We start from the raw sequence: 19,603 nt of genomic DNA, 5'->3' as shown, positions 1-19,603 counted from the left end.
ATGGAGATGGCGAGATGCGGAGCCTGGTTTGCCGGGTGGGGTTGCCACCCGGCGTTTGGTGGGCAGTGAGAGAAGAGGGGGCTGGCTCCAATGGGAGCCAGCGATCGATCAATCGAACTGGTTTACCGCGAGGCCGTCCTTGCCGTAGATGTCCGGGCGGAAGTTCATCCGGCCCTGGCCGTCTACCCAGGCGGTCCAGTAGGTGAGGTAGACCTTCACGTTCTGGCTCATCCGGACTTCGGTGGTGTCGTCACCGGTGGTGAGCTGTTCGATACGGTAGCGGTTCCAGTCGCCCGGCTCGTCCCGCAGTAACACCTCGGCCAGCTGGCGCGGTTTGGCCAGGCGCACACAGCCGTGGCTATAGTCGCGGTCGGTCAGGCCGAACAGGCTTTTGGCGCGGGTGTCGTGCAGATAAATGTCGTCGGCATTGGGGATCTCAAACTTCACCCGGCCGAGGATATTCTGCTCGCCACCTTTCTGGCGCATTAGGAAACCACCGGCGGCCGCGGATTTCAGGTTCTGCGAGGTCAGCGGCAGGTAATCCCCACTGCCGTTCACCACCCGGTAACCCATGTTTTCCATGCCGTGGGGATTGGCGCGGGCCTTGGGCAGTATCTCGTTGACCAGAATGCTGCGGGGCACCGTCCAGGTGGGGTTGAAGACCACGCGGGCGACGCGGGTGTTGATCTCCGGCGTCTGGTGCACTTTCTTGCCCACCACCACGTTCATGGACAGCTTGATGCGGTCGTTTTCGACGTAGCTGAGGTTGTAGCCGGGAATATTGACCTGAATGAAGCGATCCCCGAGGTTGGCGGGCAGTTTTTCCCGGCGGCGAATGTTGGTTTCGATGATGTGCGCGCGTGCCGTGGGTGAGATATTCAGGCGCTGCCGGGTCTGTTGGCCGACAATGCCGTCGGGTCTCAGGCCGTGGCGTGCCTGGAAGCGCACCACCGCTTCGTGCAACCGCTGGTCAAACTTGTTGCTGTTGTCGTTGCCGTAGCTGTAATAGTCCCCGTACACCGTCAGCATGTTGCGCAGGTGTACCACATTCGCGTGCTTGGCACCCAGGGTCATGGCCGGTCCCGGCGGCAGTGGGCGCCACTGGCCGCGGGCAGCCATATCCCGGTAGCGGGCCAGTTGCTCGCGCAGGGCCTGGGCGTCGCTGCCGAAAGGCGTATTCTCTTCGGTATACAGTCCTTCACCGTGACTCGGTGTCAGACCGGATCCCTCGTCCTGCAGGCTGCGGAAGCGCGGCATCACGCGCGGATAGGCCTGTGGATAACTGCGGGTCGAGTAGCGTGACGCGTGGCTGGTACCGTAGCGGGAGCCGTTGGTGTAGGCCTGTTGAGAGCGCTGCTGGGTGTAGTAGCGCGAGCGGTCAGTGCTCTGGGCGCTCTGCCCACTGCGGTTGTAGCCACGGAAATATTGCCGACCGCTGTCGTTGGCCGCATACAGCGGGCTCTCGAATCCACTGGCGGCGTCGTCGCCGTCACCGCGGGCGCTGGCCATCTGGAAGCCGCCCTCGGTCAGGTTGACCGGGGTGATGTCCTTGCGGCGCAGACGCGGGTGATGTTTGGGGCTCTTGGGATTGAGCTTGTCCAGCTGGGTATCCTGGGCGTAGGAAATGAAGGCATCCGTCAGCAGTACGTCCAGCACCGCGGCCATCTGCAGACGCTGTGGGGAGTCCCGCAAGGTGCGGTCGAAATAGCCCAGGTGATAGCGGTAGTCCACCATGCTGCTGGGATTACCGGAGCTGGAGGCCGTGAGCTGCTTCAGCAGGTCGTTGGCGGTATCGCTGAGGCTGTAGTTATCAAACCACAGCAGCCGGTAATCCGTGCGCCGGTAAATGCGGCGTACTGCCACCGGATTGAAGATCGGGTCCTGGGCCGGCCAGGCGTCGGGGTTGTCCTCCAGCCAGTTCACCAAATGGGGGCGCACGGCATTTTCCGGCAGTACCGGCACCGTTTTCTGATTGGCTGTAAAAGCGTAATAGAGGGCAAACACACACAAACTGCCGAGAAAAATCAGCGGCAGCGGCGATTTGTGTTTGCGACGCTCTGGAATGAAATATGACATGGTACCTCAGCGATACTGCAGGGCGCCGGTTTACAGTGCGGAAGCCGGGTGCCCGATCGTTCATACCTTCCCAACCTTCGGAGTGCCTGTCCTTATTCGATCGACGACCGAGAGTCGCCAACGGCACACCTAAGTCGAGCATCCCGCGCGACCTTCCTTTTATGTAAGCGAAAGTTGAGAGCCGTTTTGCGCGTATCTCAACATCCGCCTGCCTGTGAAATTAAGTATGGCAACAAATGCGAAATTTGCTTGGCGCCAACTTCATTTCACCTTAGTTGGTTGGCGCGATTTGCTCTGGAGATGGTGGCTGGCAGGAAAAGAGTGCGCTTTTCGAGGAAAGATTAGGCAAGTAGGGTGCTGTTACCGATGAAATGAGGTGAGTGATACCGGGCGGGCGCACAATTTCCGCCGCGAAAATTAGCGGTAGGACTGATTTGGCGGTAGGGCTACGTTGGCGGATACGAAAAGTGCCGCAGCCTGCCGCTGGCCTGGCCGTCGATATAGGTCTGTTCCCACAGGTGTGTGCTGCCGTCCCGGTGCACTGCGACCAGCGTGCTTGCGCGGGTTCCGTAGCCGCCAGACAGGGAAATCGGCGACTCGCCGGCGAGATCTTCCGGTTCGATGCGCACAAAAATGGACGAAAGGGCCAATTCCATTGGCCTTCCCACTCCGGTATCCGGGAGTTGTGCGATGGGCGCGCGCAGTGTGTCCGCCAGCAGTGCCATCGCCGGGGCCACAAAATGTTCACTGTCCAGCTGCGCCGGGAGCTCGGCAACTAGTGCTGCCAGGGATTCCCTGCCGCGGGTGACCTTGGGCCAGGGGGCGTCCGCGGCGCCATTGGAGATGCCGTGAACACCGGGTGTCAGGGCAAAGGGTTGGTGGCGATTGCCTGCGCAGACCAGTGCTGCCCCGACCTTGTGGTCAAACAGTACTGCATTGAACCCGCGGTAGCGCGCGCCTTCGAGGCCTGTGGAAAAGTCGGCGGGGCTGGCCGTGCCGGACAGAAATGCCAGCGGGATTTCGCCACGGGACTGCGCATTCGGGGGCTCCGGGGTGCCGGGCTCGCGGATATTGGTTACCGCCGCTACCCGGCCGCCCGGCGCCATGCCGAGCCAGGTGCCGCCGGCCTCCAGGTCTCTGCCTGCGGTGATTGCCCGCTCCTGCCAGAGTTGGGCAGGTGCCGTTGGGCGCCGGTAGAACTCATCCCGGTTGGCCAGCATCACGAGGGGATAGTGGGGGTGCTGGCGGTAGGCAATCAGAAGCAGGCACATGGATTTTCCCCCGGGGCCCACTCCTGGGCTTTAAATGGCAATAACTTTCCAACCATAATAACGCCCAACTTGAATAACTGCGGTTTGAGTATGCTGACTTACCCCGAGATTGATCCCGTTGCAGTGGCCATAGGGCCGCTCAAGATCCACTGGTACGGCCTGATGTACCTGGTGGGCTTTGTTGCTGCCTGGTGGCTGGCCCTGCGTCGCGCCCAGAAACCCTGGTCGCCGGTGATCAAATCCGAGGTAGAGGACCTGATCCTGTTCTGTGCCATTGGCGTGGTGGTGGGCGGTCGCCTCGGCTACATGTTCTTCTACAACTTTGGCGAACTGGTGCAGCACCCGCTCAGTCTGTTCAAGGTCTGGGAGGGCGGCATGAGCTTCCACGGTGGCCTCATTGGGGTGATGGTTGCGGCCACGATCTATGCGCGCAAAATCGGCACTACCTTCCCCGCACTGATCGATTTTGTGGCGCCATTGGTACCCATTGGCCTGGGGCTCGGGCGCATCGGCAATTTTATCGGCCAGGAGTTGTGGGGGCGGGAAACCGACGTGCCCTGGGGAATGGTGTTTCCCCGTGACCCGCAGCTGTTGGTGCGTCACCCTTCGCAACTTTACCAGGCGTTTCTTGAGGGCCTGGTCCTGTTTGTGGTGTTGTGGATTTTCTCCCGCAAGCCGCGCCCACGTCTGGCGGTGGGTGGCCTGTTTATCCTGCTGTACGGTATTTTCCGCTTCCTGGTGGAGTTTGTACGCCAGCCAGACACCGGCATCAGTGTGATGTTCGGCTGGATGACCCGCGGTCAATTGCTGTGCCTGCCGATGATCGCTGCCGGTATCATCCTGCTGATCTGGAGTTACCGCACCCAGCCGCTGCCCGAAGGCCGCGGCCAGGGTGAAACACCGAATGCCGCAGGGCAGGATAAGAAACAGAAGGGCTCCAGCAAGCCCAGTAACGGCGCCGCCAAGCGCGAAGCCAACTAACTATACAGCCGGTTTATATAGATGAAGCAGTATCTCGACCTCATGCGCCATGTGCGCGACAGCGGCACCCTCAAAAGCGATCGCACGGGCACCGGTACCCGCAGCGTATTCGGTTATCAAATGCGCTTTGATCTGGCCGAGGGCTTTCCGTTAATTACCACCAAGAAATGTCACTTGCGCTCCATCATTCACGAGCTGCTGTGGTTCCTGAAGGGCGATACCAATATCGGCTACCTGCAGGAAAACGGCGTGCGCATCTGGGATGAGTGGGCGACGGAAGAGGGCGACCTCGGGCCTGTCTACGGCTATCAGTGGCGCTCCTGGCCTACCGCCGATGGTCGCCATATCGACCAGATAAAAGACCTTGTTCAGCAGCTCAAGACGCGCCCGGATTCCCGTCGCCTGATTGTCAGTGCCTGGAACCCGGCGGACCTGCCCGATGAAGGGGTCTCCCCAAGTGCCAATGCGGCAGCCGGCAAAATGGCGCTGGCACCCTGCCACGCCCTGTTTCAGTTCTACGTGGCCGATGGCAAGTTGTCCTGCCAGCTGTACCAGCGCAGTGCGGATATCTTCCTGGGGGTGCCTTTCAATATCGCTTCCTACAGCCTGCTCACCCTGATGCTGGCGCAGGTGTGTGGCCTTGAGCCCGGCGATTTCGTGCATACCTTCGGTGACGCCCACCTCTACTCGAACCATATGCAGCAGGTGGAGGAGCAGTTGTCCCGGAAACCCCTGCCGCTGCCGAAGATGGTGATCAACCCCGAGGTGAAAGACCTGTTCGAGTTCCGCTTTGAGGACTTTGAGCTCCAGGGTTACGAGGCGCACCCGCACATCCCCGCCCCGGTGGCCGTGTGATGGCGGGGCTGAAACCGCCGTTGGCCATGATCGTGGCGATGGCGGGCAATCGCGCCATCGGTCGCGAGAATGCGCTGCCCTGGCGGATCTCCGGGGACCTGCAGTTTTTCAAGCGCACCACCCTGGGCAAGCCCGTGGTGATGGGGCGCAAGACCTTTGAATCCATCGGTCGCCCGCTGCCGGGGCGGAAAAACATCGTTATTACCCGCAATCCGGACTGGCGCGCAGAGGGGGTGTCGCTGGCGGCATCCCTGGAACAGGCGCTGGCGCTGGCTGCGCAAGCGGCGGTGGGTGATGGTGCTGAAGAGATCATGGTCATTGGAGGTGCTGAAATTTACCGCCAGGCAATGCCCTTGGCACAGCGTTTGTATATCACCGAGGTGGAAGCAGAGGTGGAGGGAGACGCCTTCTTCCCGGAACTGGATGAAACCTGGAAAGAGGTCGGAAGGGACTGTTACCCGGCTTCGGACAAGGACGAATACAACTACTGCTTAGTCCAGTACGACAGGTTTAAATAAATGCAATTTGACTAAAAAATGCTCTTTCGAGTAGATTTGGTCGAATGTTGCACAGTTTGAGCTGCTGCAATTGTGTGCATGAACCCCGGGGGTGTTACCCGGGTGTTACCTTGCTACACAGGGGAGGCGGCTCAGTCAATCGGCATTTGAATAATCAATTCGCCTGTTTACAATGTGCGGCTCTTAGCTGTCTTCAAACCAAAAAACTACCGCGTTGTGGCAGCTAATTCATCGCGACCATGTTGTGAAATATTGAACCCACTGGGGGGTCTAATGAAAACCAAGCGATTCATGGCTGTGGCGCTGACCACTGCGCTGTCTGCCGGCGCACTGTACGGTAGCGTAGCCACTGCGGATACACTCGACACCGTTCTTAAAGTCGGTCAGCAGAAAACTGCGGCAGCGACTGCATCTCAAAAGCGTATCGACAAGATCGCTCAGGAAACCTCTGACCTGCTCCAGCAGTTCAAGGTTGTGAACAAAGAGATTGACGGTCTGCGTGTATACAACCGTCAGCTCGAAAAGCAGCTGGCCAACCAGCTGTCCGTGATCAAGGACCTCGACGAGTCTATCGATCAGGTCACCGTGATCGAGCGTCAAATCCAGCCCCTGATCCTGCGTATGCTGGACGGCCTGGAGCAGTTCATCGAACTGGACGCCCCTTTCAAACTGGCCGAGCGTAAAGAAAACCTCGCCGGTGTGAAGAACAATATGGACCGTTCCGATATCACTGTAGCGGAGAAATTCCGTCAGGTGCTGGAGCTGTACAACTTCGAAGCTGAATACGCGCGTAAGATCGACAGCTACGGCGATACCCTGAACGTGAACGGTCAGGATCGTGAAGTAAACGTACTGCAGATCGGCCGTATTGCCCTGGTAGCTCAGACCACCGACTCCAAAATCTCTCTGGCTTACGACAAAGCCCAGAAAGCATGGGTTGAGATCGATTCCGGCGAATACCGCCGCGCAATCATGCAGGGTCTGAAAATCGCCAAGAAACAGGCCACTACCGACATCATGACTATGCCGATTCCGGCTCCGGAGGCTGCGCAATGAAAACCATCGCCAAAAGCGTATTAGCAGTAGCTGCCGCTGGCCTGATCAGCGTTTCCGCTGTAGCCCAGGACAAAGCTACCTCCCTGGACCAACTGCTGAAAATGGTTCAGACCTCTAAAGTTGCCGAGTCTGCCGAGCACAAAAAGCGCGAAGCGGACTTCCGTCGCCAGAAAGCCAATCAGGCTTCCCTGCTGAGCCAGGCAGAAAACACCCGCACTTCTGAAGAAGCCCGCTCCGCGGCGCTGGAGAAGAAGTACGAAGAACAGGAACTGCTGGTTCAACAAAAGCGTCAGCAGCTGGACGAGCGCCTCGGCTCTCTGAAAGAACTGTTTGGTCACCTGACCTCTACCGCTGGCGACCTGCGCGCCAACCTGCAGGGCTCTCTGGTTTCCGCTCAATACCCTGGCCGTGCCGAGTTCCTCGATCAGCTGATCGACAAAATGAACTCTGCGACCAAACTGCCGACCATCAAGGAAATCGAGCGTCTGTGGTACGAGCTGCAGCGTGAGACTGTTGAGTCAGGCAAGGTTGTCAAGTTCAGCGGCACTGTGATCAAGCCCGACGGTGAGCAGGCTGAGCAGGAAGTTGTACGTGTTGGTAACTTCAACCTGGTTTCCAACGGCAAATACCTGGAAATGAACGACAACCAGAAGATGGCCGAGCTGATCCGTCAGCCCGACGGCAAGTATCAGAGCATGGCAGCTGACCTGCAGGCAGCAACCAGCGGCTTCAGCGCCTTCGGTATTGACCCCACTGGTCCTACTGGCGGTTCTTACCTGAAAGCCATGATCGCCAGCCCGAGCATCGTTGAGCGTTGGCACCAGGGTGGCATCGTTGGTTACATCATCTCTGCAGTTGGTGTAGTTGCGGTACTGCTGGCCCTGTGGCGTCTGCTGGTGCTGTCCGGTGTTAACTCTAAAGTGAACGCCCAGCTGCGCTCTTCTACTCCGAACACCAACAACCCGCTGGGTCGTGTTCTGGCTGTTGCGGAAGAGAACAAAGGTGTCGACGGTGAGACTCTGGAACTGAAGATGGAAGAAGCGGTGCTGAAAGAGCGTCCGGCCATCGAATCCGGACTGAACCTGCTGAAGATCATCGCCATGGTTGCTCCGCTGCTGGGTCTGCTGGGTACCGTTACCGGTATGATCATCACCTTCCAGGCGATCACCATCTTCGGCGCGGGCGATCCTAAAGCCATGGCGGGTGGTATCTCCTCTGCACTGGTAACCACCGTTCTGGGTCTGGTCGTGGCTATCCCGACCGTGCTGCTGCACACCATCGTGAACGGCCGTGCCAAGCGCATCCTGCACATCCTGGACGAACAGAGTGCCGGTATCGTTGCAGAAAACGCTGAGCGTAAATAAGAGGAGGCGGCAACATGCACGCATTAAATGACGCATGGGCCGCCGTCAACGCCTTTATGGCGTCGGGCGGGCCAGTACTACTTCTGATCGCCGGCCTGACCTTCTTCATGTGGACGCTGATTTTCGAGCGGGTCTTTTACTTCAATGGCGGTCTGAAACGTGACGTTCAGGGCGCCGTGGACACCTGGGAAGCGCGCCCCGAGCGCAAATCCTGGAGTGCTCACCAGATCCGCTACGCACTGGTTTCCCGGGTATCCGAGAAAATTCAGAGCAATATGGACATGATCCAGACTTGTGTTGCCCTGGCGCCGTTGTTCGGTCTGCTGGGTACTGTCTGGGGCATGATCAACGTGTTCGAAGTTCTCGCGATCACTGGCGGTGGTGATGCCAAGCAAATGGCCAGCGGTGTATCTATGGCCACCATCCCGACAATGGCGGGTATGGTGACTGCACTGTCTGGGGTATTTGCCAATACCTACATCACCCGTACCGCAGAGCGTGAAACCCAGCTGCTGGAAGATCATCTGACGATGGATCACTGACGGCACCACTGTACAGGTGCGCAGGTTCCTCAACCGGGACCTGTTCACCGGAAGGTTTAGCCAATTCAGGGAGCTTTCACTATCACATCGCTGATGTGCAAGCTCCACAAGGCCAAATCTCGCTATTAGCATTTCGCTAGAGAGAGTTGCAATGAGCAGAAAAAAGACTACGGCAGAAGAAGAAGGGCAAGCAATTGACCTCACGCCCATGCTGGACGTGGTGTTCATCATGCTGATCTTCTTCATCGTCACCGCGACCTTTATCAAGGAGCCGGGCGTCGATGTTGTTAAGCCGGAAGCGACTACCGCTGACCTCAAAGCCGCCTCTATTCTGGTAGCGATTAACGACAACGACGAAATCTGGATTGCCAAAGAGCAAGTAGACGACCGCCTGGTGAAAAACACCCTGGAGCGTCTCTATGCCGAAAACCCGAAAGGGTGGTTGGTTATTCAGCCCGATAAGAAGGCGAGTATCGAGAAGGTTGCCCTGATCGCAGATGCGGCCAGGAAGATCGGAATCGAGAAAGTCTCGGTCGCTACAGAGAAGAGTTAACAGCTATGAACCCGGTAAGACTAGTAGGGGCGGGTGCGCTGGCGGTAGCCACCACTTTTGCCCTGATCTTCACCATGCATGCGCTGATCGAAGCCAACTTGGGTGCTCCCAAAGAGGAAGAGCAGATCAAGGTAGCCGACGTCGTGATGCCGGAGCAGAAGATCGAAACGCAATACGATACCAGCAAACCGGACAAGCCCGACGAACCTGAGCAGCCGCCGCCCGATATGCCGGAGCCGGAGTTTGACCAGCCTGACGTAGACAATGCTTTGAACATGTCTGCCCCGGCTGCCAGCGCCGACCTCAACGTGGGTGGTATTGGTGGTTTCGCCTCTGAAGGTGACTACCTGCCGATCGTGAAGGTTCAGCCCCAGTATCCGCGTCGCGCACTGCAGCGTGGTATTGAAGGTTGGGTAGTTGTGGAATACACGGTAACCAAGAACGGCTCTGTGCGGGATCCGAAAGTCGTGGAAGCATTCACGCTCGACGGTAACCCCACCACTATCTTCAACAGTGCGGCGATCAAGTCTGCGTTGAAGTACAAGTACAAGCCGCGGGTTGTTGATGGTGAGCCAATTGAAGTGCCTGGTGTAAAAACCAAGATCAGCTTCAACATGGCCAAGAACTAATAGGGGACGCATATGATTATGACGACCGTGACGAAAAGCCTTTCCAGGCTCGTCCTGCGCACGTCCGTAGCGCTGCCCCTGGTACTGGCACCAGCCGTAAGCGTTACGGTACTGGAGGCTGCGGGTGTATCTGCACCTTTCGCCCAGGCGGAAGCCCAGGGTGAACAGAAGACCCGCAAAGTGCCGGCCATGCGTGAGAACGTGTTCAAAAAGCTGGGTGCTGTGCAGGAAGCTGCCGATGCCCAGAACTGGCCGGCCGCGCTGGCTGCTCTGAAGGAAATGGAAGCGGGAAAAGACAAGTACAACGGCTATGAAATAGCGCAGATGTACTACTTCTACGGCTTCGTTTATTTCCAGATGGAGCGCTACAACGACGCCATCGCCAACTACAAGAAAGTACTGCAGCAGGGTGAATCCAACCTGCCGGTAGCACTGGAAGTAGGGACTCTGTTCACCGTAGCCCAGCTGTACTTTGTAACCGAAAACTACAAAGAAGCAGTCAACTACCTGAACAAGTGGTTCGCGGTTTCCGATCGCATTACTGCCGATTCTTACGCGTTGCGCGCTCAGGCTTACTACCAGCTGGGTGACAACAACAAGGCACTGGCCGATATGAACCAGGCTGTGTCCATGTACGAAAAAGAAGGCAAGGTGCCCAAGGAGCCATGGTTCGGCCTGCAGCGTTTCCTCTACTACGAGAAGAACGACTACAAGCAAGTGACCAACATCCTCGAGAAGCTGGTTAAGCACTACCCGAAAGGGGAGTACTACAAGCAGCTGGCGGGTATGTACGGCGAACTCAAGCGTGAAGACGATATGCTTCACATGATGGAAGCCGCCTACCTTGCTGGTGCCCTGCAGAAAGAGAAAGAGCTGTTGAACATGGCTTACCTCTTTATGGGTGCGGAAATGCCGTACAAGGGTGCCAAGGTAATCGACAAGGGTATCAAAGAGAAAAAGATCCCGCGTACCTCCAAGAATCTGGAAACCCTGGCTCAGGCTTACCAGATGGCTCAGGAGCTGCAAAAGTCGATTCCGGAGCTGGAAGCAGCGGCCAGTATGTCTGATAAAGGCGACCTCTATTCCCGTCTGGCAGGTATTTACCTGGATCTGGATAAGAATAAGGAAGCGGTAGACATGGGTGCGAAGGCGCTGAAGAAGGGCGATATCAAGCGTCCGGATCAGCTCTACATCGTACTGGGCATGGCCAATGCCAACCTGAAGAAGTACGACACTGCACTGAAAAACTTCAAAGAAGCGAAGAAAGACAAGCGCTCCGAGAAGTTTGCCAGCCAGTGGATTACGTTCGTAGAGAACGAAGCGGAACGGGAAAGACAACTGGCAATGTAAGCCGGGCGTTTTATCCGAACCGAAAGGCCGCACATAGTGCGGCCTTTTTTTTGCCTGATTTTTGCGTCGACTGGCGTTTATTTGATCAATAAATGGGAATTATTTGCATTATCGTGGAAATCGACTAAATACTGAAAGTAGCTGATCAGCTTTTTCCGCCGCGCTACGACCCTCCGTCCGGCGCGACAAATCAACACCTGAATATAAAAAGGAGAGGTGTTTATGGAACAGGCTTATCTGCCCAATACCATTCCCCAGTTTTCCATTTCCAAAAAATCGGCAGTTCTGCTTCGCAACAGTACTTTTGCGCTCGGCGTTACCGGGCTGTTACTGCTGGGTATGTCACAACTGATTGCCACAGACTACCGGGCACCAACGGAAGCGCTTCCCCCCAGGGTTGCACCGATTCATATGCCAGAGGTAAAGACTACGGTGTACAAGTCCGACCCGGTGCTCAAGCCCCAGGAGATTCCGCCGACCGTTCAGCCAACGGTGGTGGAGCGGAATATTGAGCCGGGCGATGTGCCGATAACCTTTGAGCCGCCGGTGGTCGAGCGGCGGACATTCGATCCGACGCTGGTGAATGCTGATCCCTTGCCCATCTACAAGCCGGCGCCACGCTACCCGCGCAGGGCACTGGCGAGGGGCATAGAGGGTTATGTGGTGGTGGAATTCACTATTAGTACGAACGGCAGTGTGAAAAACCCGAGTGTTGTCGGTGGCTATGATAGTGCCGGCGTGCCGACGGATATTTTCAACAGTGCCGCACTCAATGCGGTGGAGCGTTTCAAATACCGACCTTTGATGTCTGAGGGGCAACCGGTGGAGAAGCACGGTGTGCGCAATCGGATCAGTTTCAAAATGGCAGAATAAGGGTAAGGCAAAAAATAGCGGGCTTATCGGCCCGCTATTTTTTAAAGGATATCTACTCGCAGATCAGTCGATCTCTCGTACCGCGCCCTTGTCGGCGCTGGTAGCGAGCAGTGCATAGGCCTTGAGTGCGCGGCTAACCTTGCGCGGGCGGACCTTGGCAGGCTTCCAGCCTTCCTGGCCCTTGTTATTCATGGCTTCGCGGCGGCGATGAAGCTCCGCTTCCGGAATGTCTACCTCGATCAGGCGCTTGGGTATATCGATGCGCACCAGATCGCCGTCCTGCACCAGGCCGATATTGCCTCCACCAGCGGCTTCCGGTGAGACGTGGCCAATAGACAGGCCGGAGGTGCCGCCGGAGAAGCGGCCATCGGTAATCAGGGCGCAAGACTTACCCAGCCCCTTGGATTTCAGGTAGCTGGTGGGGTACAGCATTTCCTGCATACCGGGGCCACCTTTGGGACCCTCGTAGCGCACAATCACCGCTTCCCCTTCCTTCACCTTGCCTTCCAGGATGTGTGCCACGGCGTCTTCCTGGCTCTCGACAATATGTGCGGGGCCTTCAAACTGCCACAGCTCTTCTTCCACCCCCGAGGTTTTTACCACACAGCCGTCCGGCGCGAGGTTACCGAACAGCACTGCCAGGCCGCCCTCTTGCGAGTAGGCATGCTCCACCGAGCGAATGCAGCCGTTCTCGCGATCGCCGTCCAGGTTGTTCCAGCGGCAATCCTGACTGAACGCCGTCTGGGTCGGGATGCCGGCGGGGCCGGCGCGGAAGAACTTGTGCACAGCGGGGTCGTCGGTACGGCGAATATCCCACTGCTCCAGCGCTTCCTTGAAAGAGCTGCTGTGTACCGTGGGCAGGCTGGCGTCCAGCAGGCCACCGGCTTCCAGTTCCCCGAGGATCGACATGACTCCGCCGGCGCGGTGTACGTCTTCGATGTGGTATTTCTGGGTATTGGGGGCCACTTTGCACAGCTGTGGAATCTTGCGCGACAGACGGTCGATGTCCGCCAGGGTGAAGTCCACTTCACCTTCCAGGGCTGCGGCGAGCAGGTGCAGGATGGTATTGGTGGACCCGCCCATGGCAATGTCCAGCGCCATTGCATTGGAGAAAGCAGCGCGATTGGCAATGGTGCGCGGCAGCGCCGTCTCGTCGTCGTTATCGTAATAGCGCTTGGCCAGCGCCACGATCTCACGGCCTGCACGCAGGAACAGCTGCTCCCGGTCCGCATGGGTGGCGAGCATGGTGCCGTTGCCGGGCAGCGACAGGCCCAGGGCCTCGGTCAGGCAGTTCATGGAGTTGGCGGTAAACATGCCAGAGCAGGAGCCGCAGGTTGGGCAGGCGGAGCGTTCGTATTCGGCCACCTGCTCGTCGCTGGCGTCGTCGGTCGCGGCAATGACCATGGCATCCACTAGGTCCAGCTTGTGATCGGCGAGCTTGGTTTTGCCCGCTTCCATGGGGCCACCGGACACAAAGATCACCGGAATATTCAGCCGCAGGGCGGCCATCAGCATTCCCGGGGTAATCTTGTCGCAGTTGGAGATGCACACCAGCGCGTCGGCGCAGTGGGCATTCACCATGTACTCCACCGAGTCGGCGATGATCTCGCGACTGGGCAGGCTGTACAGCATGCCGTCGTGGCCCATGGCGATACCATCATCCACGGCGATGGTGTTGAACTCTTTCGCCACCCCACCGGCCTTCTCGATTTCCCGCGCTACCAGCTGGCCCATGTCTTTCAGGTGCACGTGCCCGGGCACAAACTGGGTGAAAGAGTTGGCCACGGCAATGATGGGCTTGTGGAAATCTTCATCCTTCATGCCGGTGGCGCGCCACAGGGCGCGAGCGCCAGCCATATTGCGGCCAGCGGTGGAGGTGCGGGAGCGGTACTGAGGCATAGTGGTACTTATAACCGAAAACAATGAATTCAATGGATGGCTGCCCGGCGCGCAGGCAGGACGCGACAGATTAGCAAAATGGGAGCCTTATTGCGCGGCTTGTGGCAATGATGGAAATTGGCGCAAGGCTTGTCCGCCCTGCGCCCTGTTTATCGCAAGGCCATTACCCTTTAAGGGCTTTGCGTAAAACGCGGGAATTTCGCTGGATGTTGTACAGAGACTTCCGGCTGGCGGGAAGCGCCGAGACGTCCACCTGGGTAAAGCCGCGCTCGATGAACCAGTGTTCGGTCTGGGTGGTGAGTACGTAAATCTCTGCCAGGTCCAGGGTTCTCGCCTGTCGTTCCAGGTGTTGCAACAGCTTGGCGCCGCGGCCACCGCCGCGAAATTCCGGGTGAATCGCCACGCAGGCGATTTCCGCGGCGATGGTATCGCCCTGTTCGTCGAGAATCGGATAGAGCGCGGCACAGGCCACCGGGGTACCGTCCACTTCCACCAGGGTGAAATGGTCGATTTCCGATTCGAGCTTTTCCCGCGAACGACGCACCAGAATACCCTGCTTTTCCAGTGGCCGGATCAACCCGAGAATCCCGCCGACGTCGTTGATCCGCGCGCGCCGAATGACTTCGTAGCTGTCGCGGTAAATCATGGTGCCGGCACCCTCGCGACTGAGTAGCTCCTGCAATAGCGCGCCGTTATCCGCATAACTCAGCAGGTGTACCCGCTGGGTTCCCGCATTGCAGGCGCTGAGGGCACAGCTGAGCGTCTCGCTGTCCACGGTATCGGCAATGTCTTCCGCCTGATGGATGCTAAGGTCGTATACCGGCTCCCCATTCACCTTCAGTTGCGGCAGGTCGCGGAACAGAATCAGTTTTTCCGCCCTGAGCGCTTTGGCCGCTTCCGCCGCAAGATCCAGATAATTCAGGTTAAACAGCTCGCCGGTCAGCGAGGTACCGAATGGCGATAACAGCACCAGAGAATTTTCGTCCAGTGCGCGGGTAATTGCCGGCACTTCCATACGCCGCACCTGGCCGGTCCAGCGCATATCGGTACCGTCGATGATGCCCACCGGGCGCGCGGTGACGAAATTCCCGGATACCACTTTCAGCGCGGAGCGCGCCATCGGCGAATCCGGTAGCCCCTGGGAAAAGGCCGCCTCAATTTCAAAGCGCAATTTACCCACCGCGGCCTTGATGACTTCCAGGGTTTCCCGGTCGGTAATACGGGTATTGCCCTGAAAGCGGCTTTCAATGCCGGCTTTTTCCAGTGCGCGATTCACCTGCGCGCGCGCGCCGTGCACCAGCACCAGTTTTACCCCGAGGCTGATCAGCAGCGTGAGGTCGTGCACCAGGTTGCGAAAATTCTCGTGCTCGAATCCGTCCCCGGGAATTGCAACCACCAGGGTTCGCCCGCGCAGGTCATTGATATAGGGCGCGGCGTTTCGGAACCAGTTGAGTGTGGTGTTATCGGTGTTCACGACGATGTCATTTCAGCAGGTGGCTCGGTTAGTAAGCGAATATACCGCATTTTCTGCGGGATTGATTTCCAATTGCTGTTTCATTTTTGTTTAAAAACGCAGATTTTTCCGCGAAGGTGACGATATCGGGTGCGCTTTTACGAGACCGTCTGCGGCCAGGACGGCCGCAGCCGAGCCCCCAGGGATGGGTTTACGGCGTGTCTCGTAAAAGCGCACCCGGTAGCGGCACCGCCATAGGTCTGCAATCTTGCTCTCGATTACAGGCAGAAACGCCCAATCATACCTCTGAGGATTTCCACCATCGGATCAATTCGTTCCAACCCGAGATACTCATCCGGCTGGTGCGCCTGGTCGATATCCCCGGGACCGAGGACGATGGTCTGCATCCCGAGTTTTTGTAAAAAAGGCGCCTCGGTTGCAAAAGCTACACTCTCGGCGCTGTGGCCAGTAAATTTCTCCGCGACCTGCACGAGTTCAGACTGTGCCGGTTCCTCGAAGGCCTCGACCCCACCGATCAGTGAATCCATTTCCAACGAAATTTTTTCGCCACTGACGGTATCTTTCAGGCGCTGATAAAGCTCACCGCGCAGTTCCTCCATCGGCATGCCCGGCAGTGGGCGCAGATCGAACTGCAATTCGGTGTGGCCGCAAATACGATTGGGGTTGTCGCCGCCGTGAATGCAGCCCAGGTTCAGGGTGGGAACCTGCACGGCAAAACCGGGATTCTGGTAGCGCTCTTGCCACTCCCCACGCAGTTTGAGAATTTCCGACATGGCCATGTGCATGGCCTCCAGCGCACTGGCGCCGTAGGCCGGATTGGACGAGTGCCCGGCCTGGCCGGTAATGCGTAGCCGTTCCATCATCATGCCCTTGTGCATGCGGATGGGCTTGAGGCCGGTGGGCTCGCCGATAATCGCGTAACGGGCTTTGGGCAGACCGGCTTGCACCAGCGCGCAGGCGCCGGACATGGAGGTTTCTTCATCGGCGGTGGCGAGAATGATCAGCGGCTGCTGCAGCGGCTTATTCGCAAAGGCTTTCGCGGCTTCAATTGCCAAAGGGAAAAACCCTTTCATATCCGTGCTGCCGAGACCGTAAAAACGGTTATCGCGCTCGCTCAGTTTGAACGGGTCTGACTGCCAGCGGTCGTCATCGTAAGGCACTGTATCCGTGTGCCCCGCAAGCACCAGTCCACCATCGCCCTGACCCAATGTGGCGATCAGGTTGGCTTTGTGGGGCTGGTCCTCCATGGGCATTATTTCGATACGGAAGCCCAGGGTCTCCAGCCAGGCGGCCAGCAGGTCGATCACACCGCGGTTACCCATATCCAGTTTGGGATTGGTGGCGCTGACGCTGGGGCTGGCAACCAGTTGTTGCAGCTGGCTCTGCAGCGTTGGCAGAGTGCGGATGCTCATTTCATTTGTCCTTCTAAAAAGTTCAATTCCGTCTGTGCGTGTTGCGCCACTCACTGATCAATACCGCGGCCACGATGATAGCGCCGCCAATAGCGAGGCGTGGCAAGTTCGCGTCGCGATTCCAGAGTAACAGGTTTACCAGTAACCCCGCCGGAATCAGCGCGTTGTTCATGGCCGCGAGTGTGCCGGGGGATACCTGAGTTGCGCCCTTGTTCCAGAGGAAGTAGCCCAGACCGGATGCTACGGCACCCAGCCACAACAATATGCCCCACTGAACCCCGTTGCTCGGGTACTTTGGTTCGCCCAGTATGAGCCAGGCGGTAGCCGCTACGATACTGGCGCCGATGAAAAACCAGCCGAAGGTTTGCCGCGGCGGAAGGGTGGCTGCGCGCTTTTGGTCAGATTGCATAAACTGCTTGTAGGCTACCTGGCCGGTGGCGAAACAAAGGTTGGCGCCCTGTACCACCAAAAAGCCTTTCCAGTAGTCCTCACTGAGGTTGTCCCAGCGGATGATGGCTGCACCGAGTACCGCGACGGCGGCAATCAACAGATTCCACAGTGAGAAGCGGTGGGCCAGCAGGTCGTAGATCAGGGTGATATAGACCGGGGTGAAGATGGTGAACAACAGCACTTCCGGAACACTGAGCAGCAGGAAAGACTGGTAGTAAAAGAGATACATCAGGCCCAGCTGCACGGCACCGACCGCCATTAATGTGAGTGCTGTGCGCGGCGGAGTACGCCAGTTGAGTAGCGGCAGAAATACCAGGGTTGCCAGTAGAACCCGGGTGAGAACCGCGAAGTAGCTGTCGACCTGGCCGGCGAGGTAAACACCGATCAGGCTGAAAGAGAAAGCCCACAGCAGGGTGATGAGAATCAGCAGAATCATGAACTGGATATCGAATTGGTGAACAAACGGGTGGATTTCAAAGGTCTGGAGGCCTTGGCGCAACTGTGTGAGCGTTTAAAGAAAGTCCGTGCCTTCAGCTTCAATGCCAGTAACGGCCCCGGGTCGAAAACCAACTGGCGTGGGCACGGGCGTGGCGAAGTGGGCGTCAGCAGTTTCGGTGCGCATATCCTGTTTGCCGAGCGGGCCGAGTTTACCGATGCCGACGGGCACAAGGTCGATCTGCAAAACCGCTATCGCTGGACGCGCTGTAGTGATTTTGTGCGCCTTGAACATTTGCGTCGCGAGGCGCCGGTTTTGCTGTTCAATCTGGTGCCTGTGACGGAACACGGGTTTCGTCATCAGTCTCCCCATCTTTGCGGGGAGGATACCTACACCGCCGACCTGATTCTGCACCCTGATGAAATCGAACTGATCTGGCAGATCCACGGACCGCGCAAGAACGAGCGCCTGCATTATCACTACTGGTAGCGCCTGTTTTTAGCGCTAAAACACGATACTCTCTGCCAATTATAAATAGTGGAGAGTGTTTCATGCCCACCAAACGTCAACTACTGAAAGCGGCCGCGTTGCTGGCGGTGGCGCCGGCCCTGCCCCTGCGCGCGGCTACCGAATCCCCTGCAAAAGCTAATAAGCCTGAGTCCCTGCTTGCTGGCGTGCAGCCGATCACTGTGGCTGAGCGGCAGGCGCGGGTCGCCAAGGCCCAGGAGTTGATGGATGCATCGGGCATCGACGCCATTGTGCTCGAACCTGGCGCTGCAATGTTGTATTTCACCGGTATTCGCTGGTGGCGCTCCGAGCGCCTGACCTGTGTGATTATCCCCCGGCGCGGCGACATTGCCGTGGTTACGCCGTTTTTTGAAGAGCCGTCGGTGCGTGAATCGATGACCTTTGGCAGTGACGTGCGCACCTGGCACGAACACGAGAGCCCATTTGCACGGGTAGCCTCGGTGATGAAAGATCGCGGCTTTACGCCTGGCTCTAAGCCCGGCTCTAACTCCGGCGTTATCGGCCTGGAGGCCTCGGTGCGCTGGTTTGTCGCCGATGGCCTGCGCGAAGCGCTACCCGGGTTCAAGCAGGTAAGTGCGGATCCTGTCACTCGCGGCTGTCGCATGGTCAAGAGCCCGGCGGAGCTGGCGCTGATGAAAAAGGCCAATGAAATTACCCTGGCGGCCTACGGCATGGTGTTGAAGCAGCTGCGCCCGGGGATGACACCGGCGGATGTGAATCAGCTGATGCGCGAGTCGCAGACTGCGCTGGGTGGGCAGGGTGTTTGGACCATGGCGCTGTTCGGTGAGGGTAGTGCCTATCCCCATGGCACCGATCAACCGCAGCAGATCCGCGAAGGACAGGTCGTTTTGATGGACTGTGGCTGCAGCGTTGAGGGTTACCAGTCGGATATTTCCCGCACCTTTGTTTACGGCGAACCCAGCAAAAAACAGCAAAAAATCTGGCAGCTGGTCCGCGAGGGCCAGAACATTGCCTTCGAGGCCGCCAAGCTCGGCGCCCCCGCGGGCAGTGTTGACGATGCGGTGCGGGCGTTTTACCTGAAGAATGGCTTCGGGCCGGATTACCGCTTACCCGGTCTTTCCCATCGCACCGGTCACGGCATCGGTATGGAAGGGCATGAGCCGGTGAACTTTGTGCGGGGTGAGAAAGTGAAACTGGCACCGGGCATGTGCTTTTCCAACGAGCCGGGTATCTATATTCCCGGAGAATTCGGTGTGCGTCTGGAGGATTGCCTGTACATGACGGAAGAGGGCCCCGCCTGGTTTACCCTGCCGCCAGACAGCCTCGCCAGCCCGTTGGGGCGCTTGGCGTGATGTCGTTGTATTGAAGTGGATCT

The 19,603-nt window shown here is 58.0% G+C and carries 18 protein-coding genes; 12 read left to right on the top strand and 6 right to left on the bottom strand.

The window, feature by feature from the left end; genetic code table 11:
- Window positions 1–108: 108 nt before the first annotated feature.
- Window positions 109–2,076: a L,D-transpeptidase family protein gene (locus M0G74_RS03920; RefSeq protein WP_248214819.1), complete on the bottom strand. Its 1,968-nt coding sequence runs from the start codon at window positions 2,074–2,076 to the stop codon at window positions 109–111.
- A gap of 446 nt (window positions 2,077–2,522) precedes the next feature.
- Complete coding sequence (locus tag M0G74_RS03915; RefSeq protein ID WP_248214817.1) at window positions 2,523–3,347, bottom strand: NRDE family protein; 825 nt, start codon at window positions 3,345–3,347, stop codon at window positions 2,523–2,525.
- A 90-nt stretch (window positions 3,348–3,437) separates the two neighbouring features.
- On the opposite strand from M0G74_RS03915, the gene lgt reads away from it, so the two are divergent.
- The 10 genes from lgt (at window position 3,438) to M0G74_RS03865 (ending at window position 12,068) form a co-directional block, all read left to right on the top strand.
- Window positions 3,438–4,328: a prolipoprotein diacylglyceryl transferase gene (lgt, locus tag M0G74_RS03910; protein WP_248214815.1), complete on the top strand. Its 891-nt coding sequence runs from the start codon at window positions 3,438–3,440 to the stop codon at window positions 4,326–4,328.
- Between the two features lie 21 nt (window positions 4,329–4,349).
- Window positions 4,350–5,183 (top strand): thymidylate synthase, encoded by an 834-nt coding sequence (locus M0G74_RS03905; RefSeq protein WP_248214813.1) that lies wholly within the window; start codon window positions 4,350–4,352, stop codon window positions 5,181–5,183.
- A complete protein-coding gene (locus M0G74_RS03900; RefSeq protein WP_248214811.1) occupies window positions 5,183–5,701 on the top strand; it encodes a dihydrofolate reductase in 519 nt (172 codons plus the stop codon). The genes M0G74_RS03905 and M0G74_RS03900 overlap by 1 nt, the downstream gene beginning before the upstream one ends.
- Before the next feature lie 273 nt (window positions 5,702–5,974).
- Window positions 5,975–6,757, top strand: coding sequence for a DUF3450 domain-containing protein (locus M0G74_RS03895; RefSeq protein WP_160152357.1), 783 nt, complete (start codon window positions 5,975–5,977; stop codon window positions 6,755–6,757).
- On the top strand, window positions 6,754–8,121 hold the full coding sequence (locus M0G74_RS03890; protein WP_248214810.1) for a MotA/TolQ/ExbB proton channel family protein: 1,368 nt from the start codon (window positions 6,754–6,756) through the stop codon (window positions 8,119–8,121). The genes M0G74_RS03895 and M0G74_RS03890 overlap by 4 nt, the downstream gene beginning before the upstream one ends.
- A gap of 14 nt (window positions 8,122–8,135) precedes the next feature.
- The gene (locus M0G74_RS03885; RefSeq protein WP_160152359.1) at window positions 8,136–8,663 is read left to right on the top strand and encodes a MotA/TolQ/ExbB proton channel family protein; all 528 of its coding nucleotides are present in this window, start codon (window positions 8,136–8,138) and stop codon (window positions 8,661–8,663) included.
- A 151-nt stretch (window positions 8,664–8,814) separates the two neighbouring features.
- A complete protein-coding gene (locus M0G74_RS03880; RefSeq protein WP_160152360.1) occupies window positions 8,815–9,216 on the top strand; it encodes a biopolymer transporter ExbD in 402 nt (133 codons plus the stop codon).
- A gap of 5 nt (window positions 9,217–9,221) precedes the next feature.
- Entirely contained in the window at window positions 9,222–9,845 is a 624-nt protein-coding gene (locus tag M0G74_RS03875; RefSeq protein ID WP_160152361.1) for an energy transducer TonB, read from the top strand.
- 12 nt (window positions 9,846–9,857) lie between these two features.
- Window positions 9,858–11,195 (top strand): tetratricopeptide repeat protein, encoded by a 1,338-nt coding sequence (locus M0G74_RS03870; protein WP_248214808.1) that lies wholly within the window; start codon window positions 9,858–9,860, stop codon window positions 11,193–11,195.
- Window positions 11,196–11,417: 222 nt separating this feature from the next.
- The gene (locus M0G74_RS03865) at window positions 11,418–12,068 is read left to right on the top strand and encodes an energy transducer TonB (protein WP_248214806.1); all 651 of its coding nucleotides are present in this window, start codon (window positions 11,418–11,420) and stop codon (window positions 12,066–12,068) included.
- A 63-nt stretch (window positions 12,069–12,131) separates the two neighbouring features.
- On the opposite strand, the gene ilvD is transcribed toward M0G74_RS03865, so the two are convergent.
- The 4 genes from ilvD to M0G74_RS03845 all read right to left on the bottom strand — a co-directional run bounded on the left by ilvD (window position 12,132) and on the right by M0G74_RS03845 (window position 17,739).
- A complete protein-coding gene (gene ilvD, locus M0G74_RS03860) occupies window positions 12,132–13,967 on the bottom strand; it encodes a dihydroxy-acid dehydratase (RefSeq protein ID WP_248214804.1) in 1,836 nt (611 codons plus the stop codon).
- A 163-nt stretch (window positions 13,968–14,130) separates the two neighbouring features.
- Complete coding sequence (argA, locus tag M0G74_RS03855; protein WP_248214802.1) at window positions 14,131–15,441, bottom strand: amino-acid N-acetyltransferase; 1,311 nt, start codon at window positions 15,439–15,441, stop codon at window positions 14,131–14,133.
- A 257-nt stretch (window positions 15,442–15,698) separates the two neighbouring features.
- On the bottom strand, window positions 15,699–16,853 hold the full coding sequence (argE, locus tag M0G74_RS03850; RefSeq protein ID WP_248214800.1) for an acetylornithine deacetylase: 1,155 nt from the start codon (window positions 16,851–16,853) through the stop codon (window positions 15,699–15,701).
- Between the two features lie 22 nt (window positions 16,854–16,875).
- Window positions 16,876–17,739 carry a carboxylate/amino acid/amine transporter gene (locus M0G74_RS03845; RefSeq protein WP_248214799.1) on the bottom strand — a complete coding sequence of 288 codons (864 nt, stop codon included), beginning with the start codon at window positions 17,737–17,739 and terminating at the stop codon, window positions 16,876–16,878.
- An 18-nt stretch (window positions 17,740–17,757) separates the two neighbouring features.
- Here M0G74_RS03845 and M0G74_RS03840 point away from each other — a divergent pair, with 18 nt between their 5' ends.
- Together M0G74_RS03840 and M0G74_RS03835 are read left to right on the top strand one after the other, a co-directional pair.
- Complete coding sequence (locus M0G74_RS03840; protein WP_248214796.1) at window positions 17,758–18,228, top strand: DUF6314 family protein; 471 nt, start codon at window positions 17,758–17,760, stop codon at window positions 18,226–18,228.
- Window positions 18,229–18,290: 62 nt separating this feature from the next.
- Window positions 18,291–19,580, top strand: a complete 1,290-nt coding sequence (locus tag M0G74_RS03835) for a Xaa-Pro peptidase family protein (RefSeq protein ID WP_248214795.1) — start codon at window positions 18,291–18,293, stop codon at window positions 19,578–19,580.
- Window positions 19,581–19,603 lie beyond the last annotated feature (23 nt).

Origin of the sequence: Microbulbifer sp. CAU 1566, assembly GCF_023156515.1 — a bacterium.
Taxonomy (GTDB): Bacteria; Pseudomonadota; Gammaproteobacteria; order Pseudomonadales; family Cellvibrionaceae; genus Microbulbifer.
Note: the sequence above shows the minus strand (reverse complement) of the source record. Positions and strands in the feature narration are given on the sequence as shown.